General features: G+C 36.8%; 22 protein-coding genes and 1 riboswitch. Of the genes, 9 read left to right on the forward strand and 13 right to left on the reverse strand.

What is annotated here, in order from left to right; translation table 11 throughout:
* Nucleotides 1-4: 4 nt before the first annotated feature.
* The 4 genes from ADM90_RS01360 to ADM90_RS01380 all read right to left on the reverse strand — a co-directional run bounded on the left by ADM90_RS01360 (nt 5) and on the right by ADM90_RS01380 (nt 3,746).
* Entirely contained in the window at nt 5-967 is a 963-nt protein-coding gene (locus tag ADM90_RS01360; protein WP_053993283.1) for a 2-hydroxyacid dehydrogenase, read from the reverse strand.
* A gap of 219 nt (nt 968-1,186) precedes the next feature.
* Entirely contained in the window at nt 1,187-2,479 is a 1,293-nt protein-coding gene (locus ADM90_RS01365) for a globin-coupled sensor protein (protein ID WP_053993284.1), read from the reverse strand.
* 741 nt (nt 2,480-3,220) lie between these two features.
* Nucleotides 3,221-3,430 carry a helix-turn-helix domain-containing protein gene (locus ADM90_RS01375; RefSeq protein ID WP_053993286.1) on the reverse strand — a complete coding sequence of 70 codons (210 nt, stop codon included), beginning with the start codon at nt 3,428-3,430 and terminating at the stop codon, nt 3,221-3,223.
* Entirely contained in the window at nt 3,399-3,746 is a 348-nt protein-coding gene (locus ADM90_RS01380; protein WP_053993287.1) for a hypothetical protein, read from the reverse strand. The genes ADM90_RS01375 and ADM90_RS01380 overlap by 32 nt, the downstream gene beginning before the upstream one ends.
* Nucleotides 3,747-3,934: 188 nt before the next feature.
* Between ADM90_RS01380 and ADM90_RS01385 the strand changes: the two genes are divergently transcribed.
* Nucleotides 3,935-4,339: a helix-turn-helix domain-containing protein gene (locus ADM90_RS01385; protein ID WP_053993288.1), complete on the forward strand. Its 405-nt coding sequence runs from the start codon at nt 3,935-3,937 to the stop codon at nt 4,337-4,339.
* Between the two features lie 434 nt (nt 4,340-4,773).
* Here the strand turns inward: ADM90_RS01385 and ADM90_RS01390 are convergent, their stop codons facing one another.
* Both ADM90_RS01390 and ADM90_RS01395 read right to left on the reverse strand, forming a co-directional pair.
* Nucleotides 4,774-5,610 carry an undecaprenyl-diphosphate phosphatase gene (locus ADM90_RS01390; RefSeq protein ID WP_200908500.1) on the reverse strand — a complete coding sequence of 279 codons (837 nt, stop codon included), beginning with the start codon at nt 5,608-5,610 and terminating at the stop codon, nt 4,774-4,776.
* Between the two features lie 60 nt (nt 5,611-5,670).
* On the reverse strand, nt 5,671-6,750 hold the full coding sequence (locus tag ADM90_RS01395; RefSeq protein WP_053993289.1) for a metallophosphoesterase: 1,080 nt from the start codon (nt 6,748-6,750) through the stop codon (nt 5,671-5,673).
* Nucleotides 6,751-6,976: 226 nt separating this feature from the next.
* Here ADM90_RS01395 and ADM90_RS01400 point away from each other — a divergent pair, with 226 nt between their 5' ends.
* The gene (locus ADM90_RS01400) at nt 6,977-8,125 is read left to right on the forward strand and encodes an acyl-CoA dehydrogenase family protein (protein WP_053993290.1); all 1,149 of its coding nucleotides are present in this window, start codon (nt 6,977-6,979) and stop codon (nt 8,123-8,125) included.
* Nucleotides 8,126-8,164: 39 nt separating this feature from the next.
* Here ADM90_RS01400 and ADM90_RS01405 read toward each other — a convergent pair whose 3' ends face one another.
* From ADM90_RS01405 to ADM90_RS01410, 3 genes are read right to left on the reverse strand one after another with little or no spacing between them, the layout of a single operon-like run.
* Entirely contained in the window at nt 8,165-10,360 is a 2,196-nt protein-coding gene (locus tag ADM90_RS01405) for a histidine kinase dimerization/phospho-acceptor domain-containing protein (RefSeq protein WP_053993291.1), read from the reverse strand.
* A 15-nt stretch (nt 10,361-10,375) separates the two neighbouring features.
* Entirely contained in the window at nt 10,376-10,531 is a 156-nt protein-coding gene (locus ADM90_RS24645) for a hypothetical protein (RefSeq protein ID WP_162838592.1), read from the reverse strand.
* Nucleotides 10,509-11,201 carry a response regulator transcription factor gene (locus tag ADM90_RS01410; RefSeq protein WP_053993292.1) on the reverse strand — a complete coding sequence of 231 codons (693 nt, stop codon included), beginning with the start codon at nt 11,199-11,201 and terminating at the stop codon, nt 10,509-10,511. The genes ADM90_RS24645 and ADM90_RS01410 overlap by 23 nt, the downstream gene beginning before the upstream one ends.
* 263 nt (nt 11,202-11,464) lie before the next feature.
* Here ADM90_RS01410 and ADM90_RS01415 point away from each other — a divergent pair, with 263 nt between their 5' ends.
* Complete coding sequence (locus ADM90_RS01415; RefSeq protein WP_053993293.1) at nt 11,465-11,695, forward strand: MerR family transcriptional regulator; 231 nt, start codon at nt 11,465-11,467, stop codon at nt 11,693-11,695.
* Between the two features lie 91 nt (nt 11,696-11,786).
* Here ADM90_RS01415 and ADM90_RS01420 read toward each other — a convergent pair whose 3' ends face one another.
* The 3 genes from ADM90_RS01420 to ADM90_RS01430 all read right to left on the reverse strand — a co-directional run bounded on the left by ADM90_RS01420 (nt 11,787) and on the right by ADM90_RS01430 (nt 15,219).
* The gene (locus tag ADM90_RS01420) at nt 11,787-12,773 is read right to left on the reverse strand and encodes a homoserine dehydrogenase (RefSeq protein WP_053993294.1); all 987 of its coding nucleotides are present in this window, start codon (nt 12,771-12,773) and stop codon (nt 11,787-11,789) included.
* 445 nt (nt 12,774-13,218) lie between these two features.
* Complete coding sequence (locus ADM90_RS01425; protein ID WP_053993295.1) at nt 13,219-13,605, reverse strand: hypothetical protein; 387 nt, start codon at nt 13,603-13,605, stop codon at nt 13,219-13,221.
* A gap of 312 nt (nt 13,606-13,917) precedes the next feature.
* Complete coding sequence (locus tag ADM90_RS01430; protein ID WP_053993296.1) at nt 13,918-15,219, reverse strand: O-acetylhomoserine aminocarboxypropyltransferase/cysteine synthase family protein; 1,302 nt, start codon at nt 15,217-15,219, stop codon at nt 13,918-13,920.
* Between the two features lie 116 nt (nt 15,220-15,335).
* A riboswitch (SAM riboswitch) is annotated at nt 15,336-15,449 on the reverse strand.
* A gap of 156 nt (nt 15,450-15,605) precedes the next feature.
* Between ADM90_RS01430 and ADM90_RS01435 the strand changes: the two genes are divergently transcribed.
* The 4 genes from ADM90_RS01435 to ADM90_RS01450 all read left to right on the forward strand — a co-directional run bounded on the left by ADM90_RS01435 (nt 15,606) and on the right by ADM90_RS01450 (nt 20,004).
* Nucleotides 15,606-16,238, forward strand: a complete 633-nt coding sequence (locus ADM90_RS01435) for a glycerol-3-phosphate acyltransferase (protein WP_053993297.1) — start codon at nt 15,606-15,608, stop codon at nt 16,236-16,238.
* 398 nt (nt 16,239-16,636) lie between these two features.
* Entirely contained in the window at nt 16,637-18,118 is a 1,482-nt protein-coding gene (locus ADM90_RS01440; RefSeq protein WP_053993298.1) for a DASS family sodium-coupled anion symporter, read from the forward strand.
* A gap of 536 nt (nt 18,119-18,654) precedes the next feature.
* Nucleotides 18,655-19,386, forward strand: a complete 732-nt coding sequence (gene chrR, locus ADM90_RS01445) for a class II chromate reductase ChrR (RefSeq protein ID WP_053993299.1) — start codon at nt 18,655-18,657, stop codon at nt 19,384-19,386.
* Between the two features lie 192 nt (nt 19,387-19,578).
* Nucleotides 19,579-20,004, forward strand: coding sequence for a hypothetical protein (locus tag ADM90_RS01450; RefSeq protein WP_053993300.1), 426 nt, complete (start codon nt 19,579-19,581; stop codon nt 20,002-20,004).
* A gap of 49 nt (nt 20,005-20,053) precedes the next feature.
* Here the strand turns inward: ADM90_RS01450 and ADM90_RS01455 are convergent, their stop codons facing one another.
* The gene (locus tag ADM90_RS01455) at nt 20,054-21,733 is read right to left on the reverse strand and encodes a tripartite tricarboxylate transporter TctB family protein (RefSeq protein WP_053993301.1); all 1,680 of its coding nucleotides are present in this window, start codon (nt 21,731-21,733) and stop codon (nt 20,054-20,056) included.
* Nucleotides 21,734-21,855: 122 nt separating this feature from the next.
* Between ADM90_RS01455 and ADM90_RS01460 the strand changes: the two genes are divergently transcribed.
* Nucleotides 21,856-22,506 (forward strand): lysoplasmalogenase, encoded by a 651-nt coding sequence (locus ADM90_RS01460; protein ID WP_053993302.1) that lies wholly within the window; start codon nt 21,856-21,858, stop codon nt 22,504-22,506.
* Between the two features lie 29 nt (nt 22,507-22,535).
* On the forward strand, nt 22,536-23,765 hold the full coding sequence (pepT, locus tag ADM90_RS01465) for a peptidase T (RefSeq protein WP_053993303.1): 1,230 nt from the start codon (nt 22,536-22,538) through the stop codon (nt 23,763-23,765).
* Nucleotides 23,766-23,831: the final 66 nt, after the last annotated feature.

A 23,831-nucleotide genomic window follows, 5' to 3' on the forward strand; every position in this document is an offset into this window, starting at 1 on the left:
TTTTTTAATCAATTCGATTTGTTACAGCCTTGCCTTGTCCATAAGCCGTAAGCTCTTTTACATTTAACATAAGCATCGCTGTTCTTGTTTCTAAGGACGCACTACCGATATGCGGCAGGGCTACAACATTTGACAGTGTTAATAAAGGATGATCCATAGCTATCGGCTCTTGTTCAAATACATCCAGCCCTGCAGCCCACAACTTGCCCTCTTTTAATGTGTCGTACAATGCCAGCTCATCTATAATACCACCACGTGAGGCATTAATAATAACAGCATCATCCTTCATTAGCGCTAGTTCTTCAGCACCGATAAGCCCCTCTGTATCATTGTTATATGGTGTCATAATGACAACGAAATCTGATTGCTTTAAAAGCTCCTCCAATGATGCATACTGAAAGCCGTACATTTCTTCTGCTTCATGACGGCGTCTTCGATTGTTATATAAAACCTTCATATCAAAGCCCTTTGCCCGCCTAGCAACAGCCTGTCCAATACGCCCCATTCCAATAATACCTATGGTAGCACCTGACACATCCTTCCCAACTAATTGCATTGGATACCAGCTCTTCCATTTGCCCTCACGTAAATAGCGTTCACTTTCTGGAATTCTACGTGCTGTTGCTAGCAATAAGCCCATCACTAAATCTGCCGTTGTATTGGTCAACACTCCAGGCGTATTGGTCGCCATAACCCCTCGCTTCCGTAACGCTTGCACATCTATGTTATTATAGCCAACCGCTAAATTGGTCACTAATTTTAGATTGGGCGCATGTGACAGCAATTCCTCATTTACTTGATCAGCAAGTGTTACCCATAACACCTCACAATCTGCCACGGCTGCTAGCAATTTGTCACGTGGAATCACCATTTCTTCCTCGTCCCACTGTGAGATGTCGTAATATTCCCGTAAAGGCTCTACGATTTGTGCAGGAAATTTGCGTGTTATAAATAATTTCTTTTTCATGTTTGAAACACCCCTCTAGTCAATTCCCTAATTCGCCTATAGCGTAACACTTACCACAAGCATTTTCTAGTCTGTATCTATTTATAAATATTTGCTGTTTTTAACATTTATCAATTTTATCAGCTTCTTTCTTTGTTTATCCATGAAATACATAGCTTTATCCTAAAACCAAACAAAAAAACTATGCATAGATTTTATGCATAGCTACTATTTTACATGCTAAAACTCTCTAATTGTTGTATTTAAGCGATTAGCTACCCGCTCTAACGCTCCTGAGGACTCACCTATCGATTCAATAATATTTGCTAATTCCGAAATCTGTCTTCCTACATTCTGAAAATTGGAGATAGAATCTTCAACAGAGTCAGAAATCGCATCGAAAGCTTTTAAAGACTCGGCATTGCGTTCAATACTATTATGCACGAGTTGTTGTATATCTTGAATGGCTTGAACAACCTGTACCGTAATACCATTAGACATCATAATAAGCTCAGCAATTTCCTCAACAGAACTTTTCGTTTGATCTGCAAGCTTGCGTACCTCATTCGCCACCACTGCAAAGCCCTTACCGTGCTCGCCTGCACGTGCTGCTTCAATAGCAGAGTTCAACGCAAGTAAGTTGGTTTGACCTGAAATGTTTTTCACCATTTCCACAACTGCATTAATTTTTGAGGAGGACTGGTCCAACTGTTCCACCATCTTAGCCATTTCAACTGTCTTATGATGAATTTCACCCGTTTGTTCATTGATTAAAACAATTTTAGCGTGGCCATCACTTGATACTTTCTGCATGGATTCTGCTTCATGAATACTATTTGTTAAAAAATCATTGGTCTTCTTTGCACTATAAATAAGCTCCGATACGGTTTTAGAGGTATTTTGAGATTGAGTCTCTAATTGCGTAGAAATGCCACCTATCACTTCTTTTACATGCTCAAGAACATTATTACGCTGTTCCTCAATCAATGTATTGGCATAGTGATCATATTCTTCTAACACAATTTGCTGCTCAAAATTGCAAATTTTACTAATAGCATCACAAAATTTTTCTTCCTCGCCTTTTGATAATTGAAGCTCATACACAATCTTTCTTAATGATTTTTCAAGAACTTGAAAGGCAGCTAAATACCATTTTGGATATAGACGAATCCTTACATGCATTTTTGCCACTCGTCTGCGTTTTTCTAAAAAGGCTTCATCAATTCGTCCTTCAAACATTTCAATAATATGATGACGCAATGTTTGGCGTAATCGCTCACTGGAGCTATTTGTTTGAATAACCTCTTGCAGCGTAGGGACACTTTCAATCACACGATAAAATCCTGCCACCACATCCGCAACATCGCGCTCTACATATAGCTTTAAGCTTTTAATCAGCTGCAGATCATAGTTATTCAAACCTATGAGTTTTAATTGTAATAAACGATCTGGATCTTCAATAAAAATACCTGTATTTGTATCATTGTTAATTTCAATTGTATTTTTCTTTGATCTATTCACAATTTGAAACATTCTCTCCACCTCGTATCATAATCTATACGTTCTAATCCCATCCTCCTAAATGCCATTAAAAGACAAAAATAATCTGGTACTTTATGTATCAATTATAATCTTAAACTATCTAAATGAACAATATATAGGCAAATAATGTATGTTATTAATAACTTTTTTATCACCTTATTCAAAAATAATACTTTATACCTAATAAATCTTGTATTCTTAAAATATCATTGTAGAAACGCCCTTTTGGCTAACGGTCATTTCCTTTTCTTACACTTATAATATGGCAACCATACTATCTTGATACATTCATTATAATGATCATCACATATTTTTAGGCTGTAAAAATGATACACTCATAATTATACGAAAATGACATACAAGTAGCCTCGAATAGAAATCTCTGTCTTCTCATTTTGGTAAATTTTTCAACAACAGCAAGGATTGTATTAAGGACACAAAAATGCCTTTTAACCTTCCCATTACAACCACATGATCTCCAGTGGGTATAAAGAAAATCACCTCCCCAGTTTTTCGACTAAGCATTAAGATTTGATACGCCCTATCAACTTTCGCTATTTTCTCAAGACATTCTGACGCTGTAAGCCCTTCCGCTTCTATCAATGTATTCACACAAATTGTGTAAGCTTTCCTTGTGTCAGGGAGTGTTTCTCCATATCACTTCTTTCTTCATCAAATGACTGATGTTGGCGACTAAACCAGTTCATTTTCTTCATCCTTCTCTAAAGTACTTCAAGCCGATTGCTGTTCATCATCTTTCAAATCGAGAACATCATGAATTTTTGGCCAATATTTTTTACCTGAACGCTCTCCATGTAGGATTTTGTTCAAATACGTTTTGCCTGTACCAATTTCATCACAGAGCCATTGTTGCGTCTTATTCATGTCGATTAAACGTTTCACGACACGCTTACCCATGGGCGTTAACTGACGTTGTTTCACGTTTCTCACCTCCTGTATTTTCGAGGTAGACTTCCACGCTCATTTGCAGACCTTCTCTGACTCCCACTTGATAAAACCAAGCTAATAATTCATTCCTCTCAGCTATTTTTTCAAGTAACTGTTGTTCTAGTTGTTCAATTTCTTCCTCTAAGCATTTGTATTCTTCTCTGACAAAAGCATCAATGCGATGAACCACTGCTTTATGTGCCTGTGAGATTTTCCAACTAATAGTCTCTGTCTGCTCGGCTGTATACTCACGGCACTTTTGCATCTCCTGTAATACTGCCTGATTCTGCTTGTACATTAGTTCGCTCATTGCCTCTCCTCCTATTTAGTTGTCAAAGAATAATGGTTGCTATTATTCCACCTATTAAAAATGGTAAAATCTAATGAGCAACTTGTTTCCCTTAATTACATTGTATCGCATATACGAATTCACTCAAGTTTAAATTCGCTTTTTTTTGCACAAAATTCGTTTACGCGAATATTAGGAGGTTATTTATAATGAATGAAATCGGCAAACGCATTAAGCAACTACGAGGACAAAGAAATGTTAAAGCTATTGAACTGGCTGAAGCTATAGGCGCATCTCAAGGAAATATCAGTGATTGGGAAAATGATAAAAAAAAGTCTACTCCTACAGCGAAGTATTTAATCGCAATTGCGAATTTTTTTGATGTTTCTTTAGATTGGTTAATGACTGGTGAAGAGCGCACTATTGAACAAGAAACGTTAAACTTTGATGAAACTGATCTCGCAAAAAAAATCAACTTACTTACACACGATGAGAAATTAAAACTTGAAGGCATCATTGAAGGATTTTTATTAGCTCGTGAACTGTATAATAAAAAAGTAACGTCACCGAACTCGACAAGTGGAGAAGAAGCCGCAACAGATGAAACGGCTTAATTTTTTATTCTTTTTGGGTAACTTGTTTCCCTTTTTAAATCCTTCACATACTATATACATGCTTGGCATCCACTTAAGAACATCGTAGTTAATTTTTTTGCTATGAATTGTGCAAGATGTTCAGTTGGTACTTAATAAGTATTGATGAGGTCTTGTTATTTCTATATTTTTATTCAACTGAATATTTAGGTGCCTTACTGTATTTTGTTTAGTTTAGTTGAATTGATTAAATCTCTATTGGCATATGTGAAAATTGTGGCAAGCTGTAATATCAATGTTTGCAAGTCTTTACCAGGCAAAATAAAGAGGTAATCATATCTTTAGCTTTTACGTCAAAAATCATGATTACCTCAATTTTTTGCAAGATTTCTCACAAATACACATCAACATGATGAAAGCCACTGCTTCTTGTGGAAAAGAAGAGTGGCTTTTGTTTACATAAAAATAATAACGCAAAGCACTGCTGCTAATACTAAACGATAAATAGCAAAAGGCATTAACTTTACTTTTGAAATCAGTGCTAGGAAAAATTTGATTGACAGCAATGCAAAGACAAATGAGCTAATAAATCCGACAGCATAGAAGCCAAAATAGTCCATAGATAAAGTATCCCAGTTTTTCAAAACAGATACTAAACTAGCTCCGGCCATAATCGGTACAGCCATAATAAATGTAAAATCAGCTGCAACACGGTGGCTCATACCAAATAGTACCCCGCCTGAAATTGTAGCGCCTGAGCGTGAGAAACCTGGCCATAAAGATAAACATTGCACTAAGCCTACTTTAAAGGCTAAGCCATAAGAGATTTTATCTAAAGAATCTATTTTTGGCTTTCGCGGTGCTAATTTATCTGCGGCTATCATTAAAATAGCTCCTGCAACTAATGCATACACAACATGCTCTACTTTAAAAAGATGATCATCAATAAAATCCTTGAAGGCAAATCCTAATACAACAGCGGGTAGCATCCCAACAATTACATGCGCTAAGTTAAAACGATTCGTCATTGATTTAGATTGACCATCGATATTATATAATCCTACTAAGCTGAGTATCCGTTTCCACATTACAACGATCACTGCTAAAATTGAACCAAGCTGTACAACAATTTTAAATGTATTAGCAGGATACTTCCCTAAAAACTCCTCTGTCTTTAACCACATATCATCTACGATAATCATATGACCCGTTGAAGATACAGGCGCAAATTCTGTCATCCCTTCAACAAAGCCTAAAATCAATGCTTTTAATAACTCTATAATATCCACCATGTCACCTTACCTTTATTTATAAAATTACTCACCTATTATAAAATAATACATTTACAGCTACTACTGAAGCTTTATATCTACTACCCAAAGCTCAGACCTGCTACCAATTCGCATAGGTGGCCCCCAGAAGCCATAACCTGATGACACAAGTGTATGCATCTGCTCCTTCAGCTTATAACCATAATCCAGCTCAAATACGCGAGCTGTTATATATTGATTTGGCCAAAGCTGCCCTTTATGTGTATGCCCTGACATATGAAAATCAACACCCAGCTTTGAAGGTGTTATCAAATCATCAGGTGTATGATTCATGACAAGCCATGGTAAGTTAGCTGAAGGCTTTAAATCATCGAGTGGCTTCCGATCTATATTCGTTTTATCCTCTTGACCCGTTAATATAAACGCATCTGCTATACGAATTGTTTCATCTAATAGTATTTTGACATTGGCATTTTCCATTTCCTTTATAAAGTCAGGAATTTTTTTACCATAATATTCATGATTACCAAGTATACCATATGTTCCATATGTAGATGTTAATTGCTTGATGACATCCGCCATGCCCTCTTGCACAAACCATTTAGGGTCATCATCCACGATATCACCAGCTAATAAAACGATATCTGGATTCGCTTCATTCGTAAGATCAACAAAGCGTTGTAGATGCCGTTTATGTGATAAAACGCCTAAGTGAAAATCGGATGCTGCAACCACCCTTAGTGATGTTAACTCACTATCTTTTTTATCCATAGTAACTTCTAAATGGCGCACTACTGGAGAATAGGCTAGATAAGAGCCAACAACGCCTAGCACAAATAGTACAGCAATTGCTATACTACCAATTATTTGTACATTTTTAAAGGGTGTTAACCAAATAATTAATTGTGCAGTTAAACATAATAATAAACCATATTCAAACACAAACATCCAGTAGTTACTAATAACCGAGAAAAACTGCAAATACTCATGTAACCTTCCTATAATAATACTAAAGGCAATTATATACAACACTAACCAAAATAGTACTGGTAGTCGAAACCAGCCCATTGCTACTAGCCACTGCTTTAATCCCCACCCTATATAAAAGGTCAACGCACTATAAATACTAATTAAAAGTATACCCCCTATTACTTTTGGCATATCTTTGTCCTCTACTTTCCTTTATTATTTAGTCGATTATATCATGATACTTCATCAATCTATGAGTATGAGCCCTTATTGCTAGATTCATCTTATTTAATGTATAGCAATAACAATTTTGTTATTTCAGCACTAAAAGCACTTTAATTTTTATATTCCTTTCAGTAACATAATAGTTGTAAGAGAAAATTTATGCATTTACGAGCAAAAAGGGGTGCTATTTCACATGACACGCTATAAATTTGAAACAACAGAGCATGAGTTATTTCGTAAAACCTTTCGTAAGTTTTTAGCAGAGGAAGCTGAGCCGCATTATGCCCAATGGGAAAAGGACCATCTTATTCCCCTCTCATTTTGGCGCAAACTTGGCGATATGGGCTATCTTTGTCCACAAGTAGAAGAACAGTATGGTGGGCTGGGGCTTGATTTTAGCTTTGGGGTCATTATTCAGGAGGAGCTTGAACGCATAGGGTCAAGCCTTATCGGGGTTGGTTTGCATAATGATATTGTTATTCCTTATATCGAGGCATATGGTACACATGAACAAAAGTCTCGCTGGTTGCCTAAATGTATTACAGGTGAGTATATAACAGCCATTGCGATGACCGAGCCTGGCACAGGGTCAGACCTGGCAAATATTCAAACAACAGCTATTCGTGATGGTGACCATTATATTGTTAACGGGCAAAAAACCTTTATAACAAATGGTATTCATACTAATTTAGTCGTTGTTGCTGTAAAAACAGACCCCTCGACTGAAAAAAAGCATCGTGGTATTAGCTTGCTTGTTATTGAAGGAGATACACCTGGCTTTACAAAAGGTCGGCAGCTTGAAAAAGTGGGGATGCATGCACAGGATACAGCAGAGCTTTATTTTGAGGATTGTAGGGTTCCCGTTCAAAACCTTCTTGGAGAAGAAGGCAAAGGCTTTGTCTATATGATGGAAAAACTACAGCAGGAGCGATTAGCTGTAGCTATTGCAGCACAGACAGCCGCAGAGGATATGCTCACACTAACACTCGACTATGTAAAATCACGACAAGCATTTGGCAAAGCCATTGGTGATTTTCAAAATACACAATTTAAAATAGCTGAAATGGCGACTAAGGTTGAGCTTGGCAAATCATTTTTAGAAGCCTTGATTGAGGAGCATATTGCTGGAAAGGATGTTGTAACAAAGGTATCCATGGCTAAATACTGGATCACAGAAAACGCTCGTGAGCTGGCTGCTCAATGTATGCAATTACACGGTGGCTATGGTTATATGGAGGAGTATAAAATTGCGAGAAGGTATCGTGATATACCGGTTATGTCCATTTATGCCGGCACAAATGAAGTAATGAAAATGATTATTGCCAAAAATTTAGGCTTATAAGAAAAAGATGGTGGCACAGAAACATGCCACCATCTTTTTCTATACGGCTGGAATCCGTACAATTACTTTAAATAAATCACCATCTACCTCAATGTTCATGCGGGCTCCATGTAGGTCAACAATGGATTGTGCAATAGCTAATCCAAGACCTGATCCTTCTGTATGACGTGAGGCATCTGCACGTTTAAAACGCTCAAATAACTCCTCAGCATCCTCACCAATTTCATACTTAGCAACATTTTTCACTGTAAATTCAGCATCACCATCGATTGTACGCTTTAATGTTACATAGACACGCGTACCCTCTAATGCATACTTCAAGACATTTACAATTAAATTATCAATCAGTCGCCACCATTTTTGACCATCCACATAGGCATACATTGGATCATGTGGCATCGTCATGCGTAAATCTAAACGTGACTGGTTTAAATCCTCTTTATGCTCCCCTACAGCTTGCTGGATAAGCTGTGTTAAATCCACGCGACTGCGATGAAGCTCTATGTTGCCGCTTGCCATTTTAGAAACTTCAAAAAGGTCTTCAATTAACACTTTTAGACGCTCTGATTTTTTATCGAGAATATGGATATATTGCTGACGCTCTTCCTCTGTAATATTTGGTTTTTTAAGTAAATCTGTATACGTAATAATAGAGGTTAATGGTGTGCGTAAATCATGGCTAACATTTGTAATGAGCTCTGTTTTTAAACGCTCACTTTTTGCCTGCTCATGCATAGATATGCGTACACCCTCACGTAAATGGTTCAGATTTTCTGCATGCCTTGCAAGTGGCGATTTACCTCTAACCTTTACATCTCGATTTAAGCGCCCCTCCGCCATATCTTTCGTATCCTTCATAATACGATTTAAGTAGCCCATTCTGTTTAAGAAAATAACTAACGCTGGAATTCCTACAATCATACAAAGTAGTAAGAACGGGAAGCCAAAGCCGCCTCCTATCATCGTCGCAACAAGGCTGCCTCCACCGAAAAAGGCTGCCGCTAGCATAACAATTGAATGCAATGCGATGGAGCGATTTAAAAATAAATCTGTAATTGAATCACCTAATGACCATAAATAACTTGATTTTAAGCTTTCTTCAAACCTTTCTAATGTATTGATTCGTGCGTATAGCCAAATGATTTGCATAAAGAAAGCTATACCAATTGTAATGAAAGCCATTATTTTAAAAGCCATTTCGATTATATAACGCACATAATTGTATAAATAATGATACTCAATCGATTCATAAACAACTTGAAAGGCAATAAAATAGATAAAGCCTGTAATTAATAAGGAAATAAGCTGCACATCTACTTTAAACTTTGTTAACGTTTCTTTTTTCTGCAAATTTTTCGCTACATATAGCACATCTTTACGGCCCATCCAAGCAAAAATAGCTGTTACAATACTTGTAAGCCAAACAAAGTAAAAAATATATTGGTTTTGCTGAAATTGTTTATAGCCATCCCACATTATATTTGTTGACTGTGCGATTGCTTTTTTTGGAATTGTCACGGTACCTGTGTATTCAGCTAGTTCATAAAGAGAATCTGTATTCACATGCGTTTCTGTACGGTAAAAAATATCCTCGAGTTTAGGGCTAATATTATCTACTCGTAATGGGTTTTGCTGCGTATATTCTATTCTATAAACGCTGCTTTCTGAAACATCCCCAAAGCGATATATTTTACCCGTTTCTGTATTTTTTAATTCATAAGACCAAAAATGATAGACTTTATTAAAATTTTTCGCCTCTTCTTGTACAGCCTTTACATATTTATCAACAAGCACTTCTTTTGCAGCAAGAACCTTCTTCCGAACATGCTCATCATCTTCAAAGTTTGTTGTGATATCTTTAATTTTAGCATCTCGCTCAGCTTGTAATTTTTTTTGCAATTCAGTTGCATTTGCATTTATAGCTTCTTGAATACGTTGCTCATATTGTTCTTTAATGCTATCAATTTGCTCTCCTAATGTACCATAATAATTACGATGCTCATCTATTTCTTCTTGCGTAGCCTCTAATTTACTTTTTAAATCACTCGCTTTTGGTGCATTTAAGATAATCGGTCCTAAATCCGTAAAAAAATCATTACTCTCACCATAGAAATTTTCAGAGTCAAAATAGGAATTACCAATATATTGATGACCTACAAGCATAAAAGTTCCTATACCAAAGGTTGTCCAAATTAAACATATAAGCACAAGAAAGGCTTTCCATTTTTTTACCATACTCCTAACACTCCCCTAAAAAATTCTTTCAAGCAATTGTAAAACCTCTGAGGAGCGAGCATTAACAATTTGATACGCATACACACCAAAGTAAATAAGTCCAATAACACCAGCTATAAATCCTGTAATCGATATATACTTCTCTAGTTTATTTTTCCATTTTATATCCAACGCCCCATACCACCTTTAAATAGCGTGGGTTTTTCGGGTCTGCTTCAATTTTTTCACGTATTTTTCGAATATGTACAGCTACAATATTTTCAGCATTGTAAGCCTCCTCATTCCAAACACGCTCATAAATTTCACGAATCGAAAAAACACGCCCTGCATTTTTCATTAATAATTCTGTAATTTTGTATTCGATTGGTGTAAGACGAATAGGCTCTCCTTCTAAGATGACCTCTTTTGCATCCTCATCGAGCACAAGTCCGTCAATCTCCACCTTTGCTGCACCTTCATTATATGTTCCCAGTTGAACATAGCGTCTTAGCTGTGATTTTACACGTGCTAATAATTCTAAAGGATGGAATGGTTTTGTCACATAATCATCCGCTCCTACTGATAAACCATGTATTTTATCGCCATCTTCCGCCTTTGCACTAAGCATAATAATTGGAATATTGCGCTCTTCTCTAATTTTAAATGTTGCTGTAATGCCATCCATATTTGGCATCATAATATCCAAAATAATTAAATGTACCTCATTATTGTTCAACTTTACCAATGCTTCCACGCCATCTGCTGCCTTGATCACATTATAGCCTTCATTTTTTAAATAAATTTCAATACCATCACGAATATCTTGATCGTCATCTGTAACAAGAACTGTTAATTTCGTCATGATATGCACCTCACTCTCAACTATTAGTGTACTGTTCAAATCTTAAAAACCAGTTACGATAAAAATGAAGAATTTCTTAAGGTTTTCACACCCTTATGTAACCAGCTTGTTTCTCCCTCCTACTTGCAAGACATCTTCTGCTATTATTCGATCATTATTATTAATAATACAGATTTATCCAGAATCAAACAATTAGCATTTTACTTTAGTAGGCTTTCTGTCCAATGAGCAGTATAATGAACTTAAGAAAAGGGGCGATTTATATGTATAAAACAGTGGCAGAGACAGCTCTTGATCTTGGGATGCCTGAGGAGCAAATTATGCGTCTAGTGTATGAGGGGCGCATCCGTTCTGTTTATGATGGGGAACAAATACTTATAAATAACAGCCAATTCAGCACTTATTTTCAGCAATTAGAGCGTATTAAAGAGGAAATTGAAATTTGGCGCTCTACCCCCATTCCAGAGGATATTGATGTAAAAGATGAAGATTAAAAAAGTCTGCCATTCAAGCAATTGCATATTGTTGAATGGCAGACTTTGTATTATTTTATTAACGCTTTCCCGTGACATTCTTCACTTTATTTTAAATTGTTACAACAAACCCTGCTCTTTTACCGATGATTTCAGCATAATCTTCTACCATCACACTAGCAGTTGGGTACATGCCAGCACCAGGACCGATTAATGTAAGTGTACCAATATAATTTGTCTCTAAGGCAACCGCATTATTAACATCATCCACTGGATAAAGTGGATGTTCCTTATCGACTAATTGCGGGCCAACTTTGGCTACAATGTTACCATTGTCGAGCCTTTCAACCTCGGCCACATGGCGATAACGTAAACCTTTATCATTCGCTTCTTGGACTTGTGCTGGCGAAATACTATCAATACCAATTACTTCAACATCTGCCCAATCAGGCTGCTCATCAAAAGCCAATGCACTTAGAATCATAAGCTTCTTAAAAGCATCTTGACCAGAAATATCATTATATGGATCTGCCTCTGCATAGCCTAAGCTCTGTGCCTCTTTTAATGCTTCTTCGAATGTACAGCCCTCTGCACGCATCTTAGTTAAAATATAGTTACTTGTACCATTTAAAATTCCTTGTATACGGCTTACATCATTAACAAGTAAAATATTTTTCATTGTTTTAATAACAGGCACACCACCTGCAGTAGTAGCCTCATAGCCTACAAACACACCATTTACCTTTGCAAGAGCCTGCAATTCTAAGCCTCGTTTGGCGAACATTACTTTATTAGCCGTAATTACATGGCATTTATGCTCAACCGCACGCTTTAAATAGCTATAGGCAGGTTCTTCATTGACAATTGCTTCAAACACAACCTGCATGCCTGGCTCCGCTAAGACATCATCCATACTCGTTGTCATTAAATGTGCCGTTCCTGGTACACGTTCACGGCTTGCATCTGTGACTAAAATCTTCGCTACTTCTAATTCAATACCTAATTTATTTTTAAGCTCTTCTCGCTTTTCATTTAATATATGGTAGATACCCTGACCTACCGTTCCAAATCCTAAAATCGCTGCCTTTATAGTTGCCATTCCTGTTATTCCCTCCAACTTACATTCCGCAGTTTTATATAATTTTGTGCTGGTACTCATACCCACCACAAACTTCTCATTATTATTTATTTTGGTACAAGCTCTATTATTTTAGACCCCATACAAATTCAAATAATTCAAAATTTAACTTAAAGAAAATTGTAACGCAAATAGATAGTTCACACAAGAAAAATCTTTCTAGGATGTACATTTGTTTCCCCTAGACGTGCAAAAGAAATCGTTTCCAATCCCTTTATGATACGCTTTCAAGTGTCTCCATAACATTTGAACAAATATTGACGATTTGTTTACAACAAATAAACTACAACTTTCTTCTATTATATATATGTTTGTATTCTCAAATATGTTGTTCGAAATACATATAAAGAAAAAACCCATTCCCTGTAGCAGTAGAGAATGAGCTTCAATATATAGGGGATTTGTTTTAGCCTGCTTTTGATAGTAATTGATAACGATATTGTGTTAAAACTTGCTGAACAAGATCTTTTTCTTCTTCGGTAAAATTAGGTACAGCATATGTACGCTCTACTAATTGGAATGCACCATACTTTAAGAAATACTCTGTTGCAGGAAGTGAAATATGGCTTACACCATAAACTTGATAAGCTTCAAAAACTTCCTTGACAATATAGCCTTCCTCTTGCGCATAAGTTTGTTCATGAAATGCTGTGTGGCCAAAAGCTTGCTGCCATTGTTTTTCAACTGATGCCAGTAAGTGTTGAATGGCCTTATTATTAACAAATACATGACCTTCGTTTAGTTCATAAATAAAATAAGATGCGATGTTTTGTGCACTATAAGTATTACCCATTTAAAAACACTCCTTTATCATCAGCTTTTAGGAAGGAGCAGCTACTAGCTAGCAACTACTCCTCTTCCTTTATCTATTCAAAAGTGGGGAGCACTTCCGTTCGTTCCTTTAACTTATTTCCTAGTATACAGCATGGTTTTAAATAAGTCAATAATTCAAATAAATTTACTAGGTATTATTTTTAAAAAAGTTCTGATAATTTACCGAATGAGGTAAATAGCTGATGTAGCAACGTTTTACGCATTACCAAATGAGGCACTTCAAATGAGAAAATACGTAAACGCTACAACATTGCCCTTTATCTTCCCTAGCTTAAGCTTCTATTGTTTGCTCAGCTGCTGTTGCTTGTGTAATTGCTTGTTCTATATCAGCAATAATATCTTCCACTGCCTCTAATCCGATAGATAAGCGAATGAGCGATTCGGATACGCCAGCTTGGATCAATTCCTCTGCTGATAGTTGCTGATGTGTAGTTGATGCAGGATGGATAATTAATGATTTGGCATCCCCTACATTGGCTACATGTGAGAATAGCTTGACACTATCGATAAGCTTTCGTCCAGCTTCACGTCCACCTTTAATGCCAAATGTCAGCACGGAGCCAAAGCCATTTCTTAAATATTTTTTTGCCAGATCATGCGTAGGAAAATCCTCCAGACCATTGTAATTTACATACTCCACAGATGGGTGGTTTCGTAAATATTCAGCCACTGCTAATGCATTTTCATTATGTTTAGGAATACGCAAATGAAGCGTTTCTAAACCTTGTAGGAAATTAAAAGCAGCGTCAGGACTCAATGTTGGACCAAAGTCGCGTAATAACTGGACACGTAGCTTTGTAGCAAAAGCAGCAGATGCTGTGTCAATGCCATAACGTAGTCCATGATAAGAAGCATCTGGCTCCGTAAAGCCTGGGAATCTTCCACTCGTCCAGTCAAATTTACCAGCGTCTACCACCACACCACCTAAAGTGGTACCATGGCCACCAATCCATTTTGTTGCTGAGTGGACAACGATATCTGCCCCAAAGTCTATTGGTGTAGAGCCATAAGGGGATGCAAATGTGCTATCGATAATTAATGGCAAGTTGTTGTCATGAGCAACTTTAGCAACTGCTTCAATATCTAAAACCTTTAAGCTTGGATTACCATAGACTTCAGCAAAAACAGCCTTCGTTTTATCAGTAATTGCTGCATTGAAATTTTCTGGATTTGTTTCATCTACAAAAATTGTTTTAATACCGTAGTTTGGTAATGTATTTGCGAATAAATTATAAGTACCACCATATAAAGAACTAGCTGCTACTATTTCATCGCCAGCTCCTGCTAGATTTAAAATGGAGAAGGCAATCGCTGCTGCACCAGATGAAAGTGCTACCGCTGCTGTTCCACCCTCCAATAAAGCTACACGCTTTTCAAAAACATCGACAGTAGGGTTTGTAATACGTGTGTAAATATTCCCTGCTTCCTCTAAGGCAAAAAGACGTTGCGCATGAGCAGTGTCTTTAAAAACAAAAGCCGTTGAACGATAAATGGGAACGGTACGAGTACCTGTCACAGGGTCGGGCTCTTGCCCACCATGTAACAATAATGTTTCTGGTTTAAAATCTGTCATTGTGGACCTCCAAATGGTTATTTTTTTACGATGGTACCGGAGATGAGGAGGATTTTTCTGTAGAAAACAAAAACCCTCTTCAGCTAAGAAGAGGGTTGCAGGTGCAAGTTTTCCTCCCCTTATCTGCCAGATCCAAGTAAGAATCTGCAGGAATTAGCACCTTAGTAAGCTTAACACTTACTGGTTGCTGGGCATCATAGGGCCTGTCCCTCCGCCTCTCTCGATAAGAGTATGTGATTCAATTTCCATCGTTGTTACACAGTATAAACATAGAGTTTTTTTCTGTCAACCTATAAATTTTATTTTTTCCGAAACTTCAGTCTGCTTTTTTTCGTAATATGAACACATACACTATTTTAGAAATAAATTTGAAGGGAGTATTTAGTATGGTAAAAGCCGTGATTATAATTCTTATTGTCGGCTATTTCATTGGCTGTATTCATGGCTCTAAGGTGGCACAGCTTTTATCGGGCGTTGACTTAAAAAAAGCTGGTCATGGTAATGCTGGTGCCTCTAATGCTACACTTTCTCTTGGCTGGAAATATGGTGTTTTAGTCGCTCTTATTGATATTGGCAAAGGCGTTATCGCCATTATTGGCGCACACCTATATTTGGGGGATATCACATATTTAACAGAGGAGCAAAGATGGCTTCTCACATATATTATTGCGGCAGGTGTTATTTTAGGTCATAACTTCCCATTTTACATGGGCTTTAATGGTGGCAAAGGCACTGCTTCTATTATCGGTATTTTACTTGCTGTTGACTGGAAAATTGGTTTATTTGCACTTATATTATTTGTTACTTTATCATTTGCAACAAACTATTTAATTGTCGGGGTACTTGAGTTTTATCTTGTCTTTTGCACAGCAACCTATTTATGGATTCCTGGAATCGGTCCTACTATTATCGCACTCTGTCTTTTTACCCTCGCTATTATTTTACATATTGAAAATATAAAGCGATTAGCAAAAGGAACAGAGCCTAAAGTCATCTCAGCATTTAAGAAAAAGAAATAGTATACAGAAATTTAACAAACCATTATGATTGGATTTACTTGAAACGGGTACAATATTAACAATGGAGGTATTGGAAATTCCATCCTCCTATTTTTAATAACTATAAGATACATAATCGTACAAACATACTCTACATTTTTGTACAAAAATATTTATCAGAATTATAATATTTCCCTCTATGCAGTCTGTAACATAACAAATATATAGGCTGACATGAATTGCATAGTTATTTTGTCTTTTGTATGACCATATATTTTCTTTTTATCATCCTCTTAATGCTCTAAAAAGTAACTACTTTACATCTTGATTACTCTACAATAAAATAGACAATTTCCTATCTTAATAAAGTATTTTACTAACCGATGTTATGAATAATAGTGTAGAAAGGATGAGAAAATATGTCAGCACCGAAACAAGAAGCTACAAAACGTAATTTAAAGCCCCTCTGGATTGCACTAGCCTTTGCCTTACTAATTATTATTACGTTTTTACCAAATGACGGTGATTTACCTCTCGCAGGACAACGCTCTTTAGCCATCCTAGCCTTCGCAGTTATTCTTTGGGTAACAGAAGCTGTATCATACCCTGTTAGCTCAGCGATGATTATTGCACTTGTTACTGTTTTGCTTGGACTTGCGCCAACAATTGATGACCCTACAACACAATTAGGTACAGCAGGCGCTCTAAAGCTTGCCTTAAGTGGCTTTAGTAATTCCGCAGTCGCTCTAGTAGCAGCAGCTCTTTTTTTAGCAGCAGCCATGCAGCTTACCAATTTGCATAAACGACTTGCTCTCTGGATTCTTTCCCTTGTAGGAACAAAAACGAAAGCTATTGTATTTGGAGCAATTCTAGTATCAATCGCCCTTGCATTCTTTGTCCCTTCTGCTACAGCACGTGCTGGTGCCGTTGTTCCAATTTTACTCGGCATGGTCGCAGCATTTGGTTTACCGCGTGATAGTCGACTCGCTGCTCTACTTGTTATTACTTCCGTACAAGCTGTTTCTATTTGGAATATTGGTATAAAAACAGCAGCAGCTCAAAATATGGTGGCACTAAACTTTATCCAAGAACAATTTAATGTGAATGTTTCTTGGGGAGCATGGCTGCTCTACGCTGCTCCATTTTCCATTATTATGTCGGTCGTACTATTTTTTGTAATGATTATGCTTATCAAACCTGAAACAAGCAATATTGAGGGTGGTAAAGAGGTTATCAAAAAACAATTAGAAGAACTTGGCCCATTAAAAGGTCCTGAAATACGTTTAATTATTACATCTGTTATCTTACTGTTCTTCTGGGCAACTGAAGGTAGACTTCATCCATTTGATACAACAACCGTCACAATTATTGCTATCGCTATTTTACTATTGCCGAAAATCGGTGTATATACATGGAAAGAAGTGGAACCGCATATTCCTTGGGGTACAATTATTGTCTTTGCAGTAGGTATTATGCTAGGAACAGTTTTGTTAAATACAGAAGGTGCATCATGGTTATCCGATAAAGTATTTGGCTCACTTGGTTTAGACTCTATGCCAATTTTAGCCACGATTGCACTTGTTACACTTTTTAATATTTTGATTCATTTAGGCTTTGCAAGTGCAACAAGCTTAGCATCCGCGCTTATACCAGTATTTATCGTTTTAGCATCCACATTAACAGCGAATGTTGACCAAGTTGGTTTCGTCATTGTACAGCAATTTGTTATTAGCTTTGGCTTCCTACTGCCAATCAGCGCACCGCAAAATATGCTTGCCTATGGTACGGGTGCATTTACCACAAAAGACTTCTTGAAATCTGGTATTCCATTAACCATTGTAGGCTTTATTTTGATTTTGCTCTTCTCTGCAACTTATTGGAAATGGGTTGGACTACTATAGATTTTCACTATAAAAAGCCTTGGAAGAGCGATAATAGTCGCTCCTTCAAGGCTTTTGCAAATGCAGAATCCTTCATTGTGCCATTTTTAGCATAGTTGATATGGTATGAAAGCATTTTTCCAAATCATAAGCAGTATGTCATTATTAAATACCCTACCTGCTCACGATAATCAGAGAGATACACATGTTGTGTATACATCTACCTGCAAGTTTTCCTTTTTCGCTTTCTTTACAAACGATTTTCACATCGTCAGCACGTGCGAATCCGTTCATCCCTTATTCTTCCCTGCCACTTTATTTTGTTCAATTAGCCTAGTAACTTTCTACACTATCCAAATTTCAGACATACAATTGAATAAACGGCCACTTCTAAAATTTTAGAACATTCTATCTATAATAGATGAAATACACTACTTTACGAGATAATTTCTACATTTTCAAATGTTCTCTATATTACTTCATAACTTTCTTCATTCGATTTTGACCATAAAGCGTGCTATGCTTTTGGTATAGAAAAAACAAAGGAGTGCATGTAAATGGTAAAAGAATTATTACGCAACCATTCCTCAGTACGCATTTATGATGGCCAACCAATTTCAAAAGAAATCATCGAGGATTTGATTGCAACTGCACAAATGACCGCAACATCACATTTTGTACAAGCTTATAGTGTGATATGGGTAACCGATGAAGAGAAAAAGGAAAAATTAGGTTTACTCTCTGACAACCCACGTCAATATGAAACCTCTGGAGGTGCCTTTGTCTTTTGTGTTGATTTTAAGCGTCTTCAAATGGCTGGTAAATTAGAGGGTGTAGATATCGTAGCTGATTCAGCTGAAAATGTCCTTGTGGGTGTAGCGGATGTTTCATTATTTGCACAAAACTTTGTCATTGCAGCAGAATCAATGGGCTATGGTATTTGCTATATTGGTGGTGTACGTAACAACCCTGCGGAAATAAGTGAGTTATTCAATCTGCCTGAGTATGTTTTCCCATTATTTGGGTTGACAATCGGTGTGCCTGCTCGCCGCAATGAAGTAAAACCCCGCCTGCCTGTATCTGCTATCTTACATGAAAACGACTATAACATTGAAAAGTATGAGACGCTTTTACCAGCATACAATGAAACAATGGAAGCCTATTATAATAGCCGATCATCGAATAGAAAAATTGATAATTGGACAAAACAGATGGCTGATTTTTTAATTGAACAACGTCGACCTCATATCAAAGAATTTTTAGCTAACAAAGGATATAATTGGATATAATTATATGTAATGGGGTTACTATCGTCTGATAACAGCCCCATTTTATTCCCCTTGCTTACTATAACTAGTATTTTCCTCTTACTATACCGCATATATTCAACCCCAAATTAATGAAAATGGCTCTTTCTTTTTCCAGCAATTCCATTCATATTTATAAATAATAGTCCTATTCCCGAAAGGAGTTATAGAAAAATGTCTTTTGTTAATAAACATCTTGCCCGTATCTTAGAACACCAACATAAGAGAAGTGTAAGAGGTTTATTTTTAAAAATGGAAGAAATGAATAATAATTGTACACAACTACGAAAGCGACTTGACCCGTATATTGACTTCACACAGTATCAACATGCCATTGACTATGTTAATCAATTTGTGTCACATACAACTATTCTTCATTTAAAATTTATTACCAATACGCAAAACTTAGAGGTAGTTGTCCTACATGCACTTTTGCTAGATTATATATTAGAGACAGAAAACAAAACGTCTTTTGAATATGAAAACAAATTGCTACAAGGCTATTTGCAAGAAATCTATACATTAAATGATCATGCAAAAACCCTCTTTACAAACCATCGAGAAAAAATGCTTTCTTATATTGAACAGCATGCCGAATAACAAAAGACGACCTTCCCACTATACGAAGATCGCCTTTAGTTATTTTCTTTTATTGTAATCCTTTAATGATTAGCGAGCGCACTGGTAGGAACTGCTCACCTGTATCGCCATATGTGACAATGACTTCGTCCCCCTCCTGTAAGTAAATAGCTAAAGGTTCTGTTTCAGCACTCACTAAATAGCTTTCACCATTCTCTAATAAGAACGATACAGTTGTAAAATCACCTAAACGTTCCTTATATACACGTAATACTTTTCCACTGACTTGCTTTTCCTCTGCATTTGAACTACCATCCACAGTATTTCCACCACGGCTTAAGGCTGTTTTATATAATTTAAGTGCCTCTTTAGGTGTTGTCGCATAAACAGAAATTTCAGGATTTGCTGCTGATACAATAAAATAATTTTGTAAAAAGCCATTAGAATCCAATACTGCTGTTAACCAGCTGGCTTCCCCGTAGAAGTTATATAGCACTGGCATTTCACCAGTCCACTTTTTCTCAATAAATTTCTTTTCAATAATTTGTAAATTACCTTGTGAATCCATATAGCTTGAATCCTGGTTTCCTGTATAGTACATTGCATCCCCTGTTCGTGCATTTGTTAAGGAATAGCCCAGCATTGAGTCTACGCCCTCTTTTGGACTTGTAAAGTCTGTAAAGTAATACATATCGCCCTTCTCATCGAAAATTGGGCTAACATTTGATTCTGTTCCTTCATCAGAAGGAATCTTTACATCCTTTTTCCCAAACATGCTATTCCAAAATCCATGAATATAATTACCAAAATAACTATTTTGTAAGCTAACCGTCTCTGGTGATACAGCACCATCAATAAATTCTGGTATCTCGTCTAGTTTGATCACTTCAGATTTCCCTGTCAATGCGTCAACCAAGACAATGCCCTTTACATCAAAGCCATTACGCGCTGAGATAAATTCTCCATATGAGCGAATATAATATGGCTTTCCTTCATCATCCACCTCAAGCTGGACATCCCCATAAAAAATTAAGAATGGGTGTTGTAAGCGAATATGACGCTCTAAATTCGTATTTAAGTATGCAGAAGGAACATATTTCATTTCCTCCTTCACAAACCGAGGATTATCTGCCGAATCTGTTGCACTCATAATAAAGTAACCAGGCGTTGTATCGCCATTCATCCATTTAAAGAATCCTGAAAATTCAACGGGTGCAATATAGACATATTCACCCTTCACCTTTTGAATTTGAAGACGCCCTAGCTCATAGTAACTAGTGTTTGGTACTTGCCCAAATGCCTTTTTCATTTTATTTCGCGCAAATTTCGGTGGAACACTTGCAGGTGTCTGCGTTTCATCGAACGGTTTGATCTCTACTTCTTCCTTCATTTCTGAGGACTCAAACTTTTCATTAGCATTCCATAAAGGCGCCGATAATACATATATAGCAACACCTAAACTTGCTAAAAATAAAATACCTTTTACTTTTCGTTCAACCCCACTGGCAAGCAGAGCACCTAAAAATGTTAATAAAATAATCGCAGGCCAAAAAACAAGCCAGTTCACATCAATTTTTGTTATATATAAAGTGATACCTGTCCCTAAAAAACCTAGTACAAAAATACCGATAAAAAAGTAGCCAATTACCTTTTTGGATTTTCCATCTTCTCGTTTCTTGGTAATAAGCGGCGTGACTAACACACTCGCAATCAATGCGATGACAGCCGAAGCTATTAGTAGCTTAGTCATTTATTTCACCCTCTCTTTAACTCTCTGTCTACTTATTTACGGCTACATGCAAAAAAAGTTTCATATATAAATTGTATTGAACAGCCCCGATCATTATAACAAAAGGAAAGGAGTGAGCTATTTTGATAAAAAAATATTTGATCACATTCATTGTATTATTTAGTCTTTACTATATTTTTGGTTATTCTTCTATTGCTGAAAGCTTAACGCTGATTTTTAAAGTGTTACCAATGCTATTGATTATTATATTAGCTATTTATGAAAGGGCAGTTGCGCTGCAAAGCTATCGACGACTAATTATTGTAGGGCTTATTTTTTGTATGATTGGCGATTATACACTGCAGTGGTTTTTAGTCGGACTCACGAGCTTTCTCATTGGGCATATTTTTTATATTTTTGCGTTCGTCACTCTTAATAGGCGACAAGTGCCTACTTGGGGAAAAGTTATGTTACTGCTTTATGGAGCTAGTATGGCGATATGGATTGCTGGGTCCGTTTTTACAACAGGTGAAACAATACTTGGTAGTGCAGTGATCGCCTATATTTCGGTGATTCTCATAATGGGGTGGTCATCTATTAAAACTGGTTCTACCTTGGCCACTAGTGGCGCCCTGCTATTTATTGCTTCTGATTCTTATTTAGCTATTAACAAATTTGTCATGCCACTAGCTTTTTCTCATGAGATTATTATGCTGACTTATTATAGCGCTCAGTTACTTATTGCTTTAAGCACCCTTCAATATTCCGAAAACCGAAGTAAAGTGATACAATAATGACACATACACTTTAGGAGGCCACACTTATGAAAGAACAAGTAATTGAGCGATTAATTCGCTATGCAAAGATTGATACACAATCAGATTTCACAAGCGCAACTACACCTTCCACACAAAAGCAATTTGATCTGTTACATGTCTTAAAAGATGAGCTTGCTGAAATTGGCTTAACAGACATTACATTAGATGATAATGGCTATTTATTTGCTACATTAGAGGCAAATACAGCTAAAAAAGTGCCGACGATTGGCTTCTTAGCGCATGTGGATACAGCGACAGATTATACAGGGACAAATGTAAACCCCCAGCGCGTAGATAATTATGATGGCGGCGATATTCAGTTAAATGAAAATTTAGTGATGTCACCAGTTGATTTTCCAGAGCTGAAAAATTATGTTGGTCAAACACTAATTACCACAGACGGTACTACCCTATTAGGTGCAGATGATAAGGCAGGTATTGCTGAAATTATGACAGCAATGGAATACCTTATCCAAAACCCTTCTATTAAACACGGTAAAATTCGTGTAGCCTTTACACCTGATGAGGAAATTGGTCGTGGTCCACATAAATTTGATGTGGCTGCATTTGGAGCAGATTATGCCTATACAATGGATGGCGGACCACTTGGAGAGCTACAATATGAAAGCTTTAATGCGGCTGGTGTTCAGGTTATCACTAAAGGCACAAGTGTACATCCTGGCTCTGCGAAAAATAAAATGATTAATGCGATTACAATGGCGATCGCCTACCAAAATGAAATGCCTGCTGATGCCGTTCCTGAAAAAACAGAGGGCTATGAAGGATTTATTCATTTAATGAGCTTTAATGGGACGATCGAGCATACAGAGCTATCTTACATCGTACGTGACCATGATCGCCAAAAATTTGAAGAGAAAAAGCAATTAATGCTTGATGCAGCAGCTAAAATCCAAGCACAGTTTGGTGAGGAAGCCTTAAGCATTACAATGGAAGATCAATACTATAATATGGGTGAAAAAATTGAGCCTGTGAAAGAAATCGTTGACATTGCACGTGCTGCAATGGAAAAATTGGCTATTACCCCAAATACCCTGCCAATTCGTGGTGGTACAGATGGCTCTCAATTATCATATATGGGCTTACCAACACCAAATATTTTTGCTGGTGGTGAAAATATGCATGGTAAATTTGAATATGTGTCTGCTGAAACAATGGAAAAAGCAACACAAGTAATTATTGAAATTGTTCAGCTCTTTGAACAGCAAGCAAAATAGTCTATAATTTTATTACGAAGAAAGGTTTTTTCCTTTCTTCGTCATTTTTTCAGTACTAATTACTGA

The organism is Lysinibacillus macroides, assembly GCF_001281525.1.
Lineage (GTDB): Bacteria > Bacillota > Bacilli > Bacillales_A > Planococcaceae > Lysinibacillus > Lysinibacillus macroides.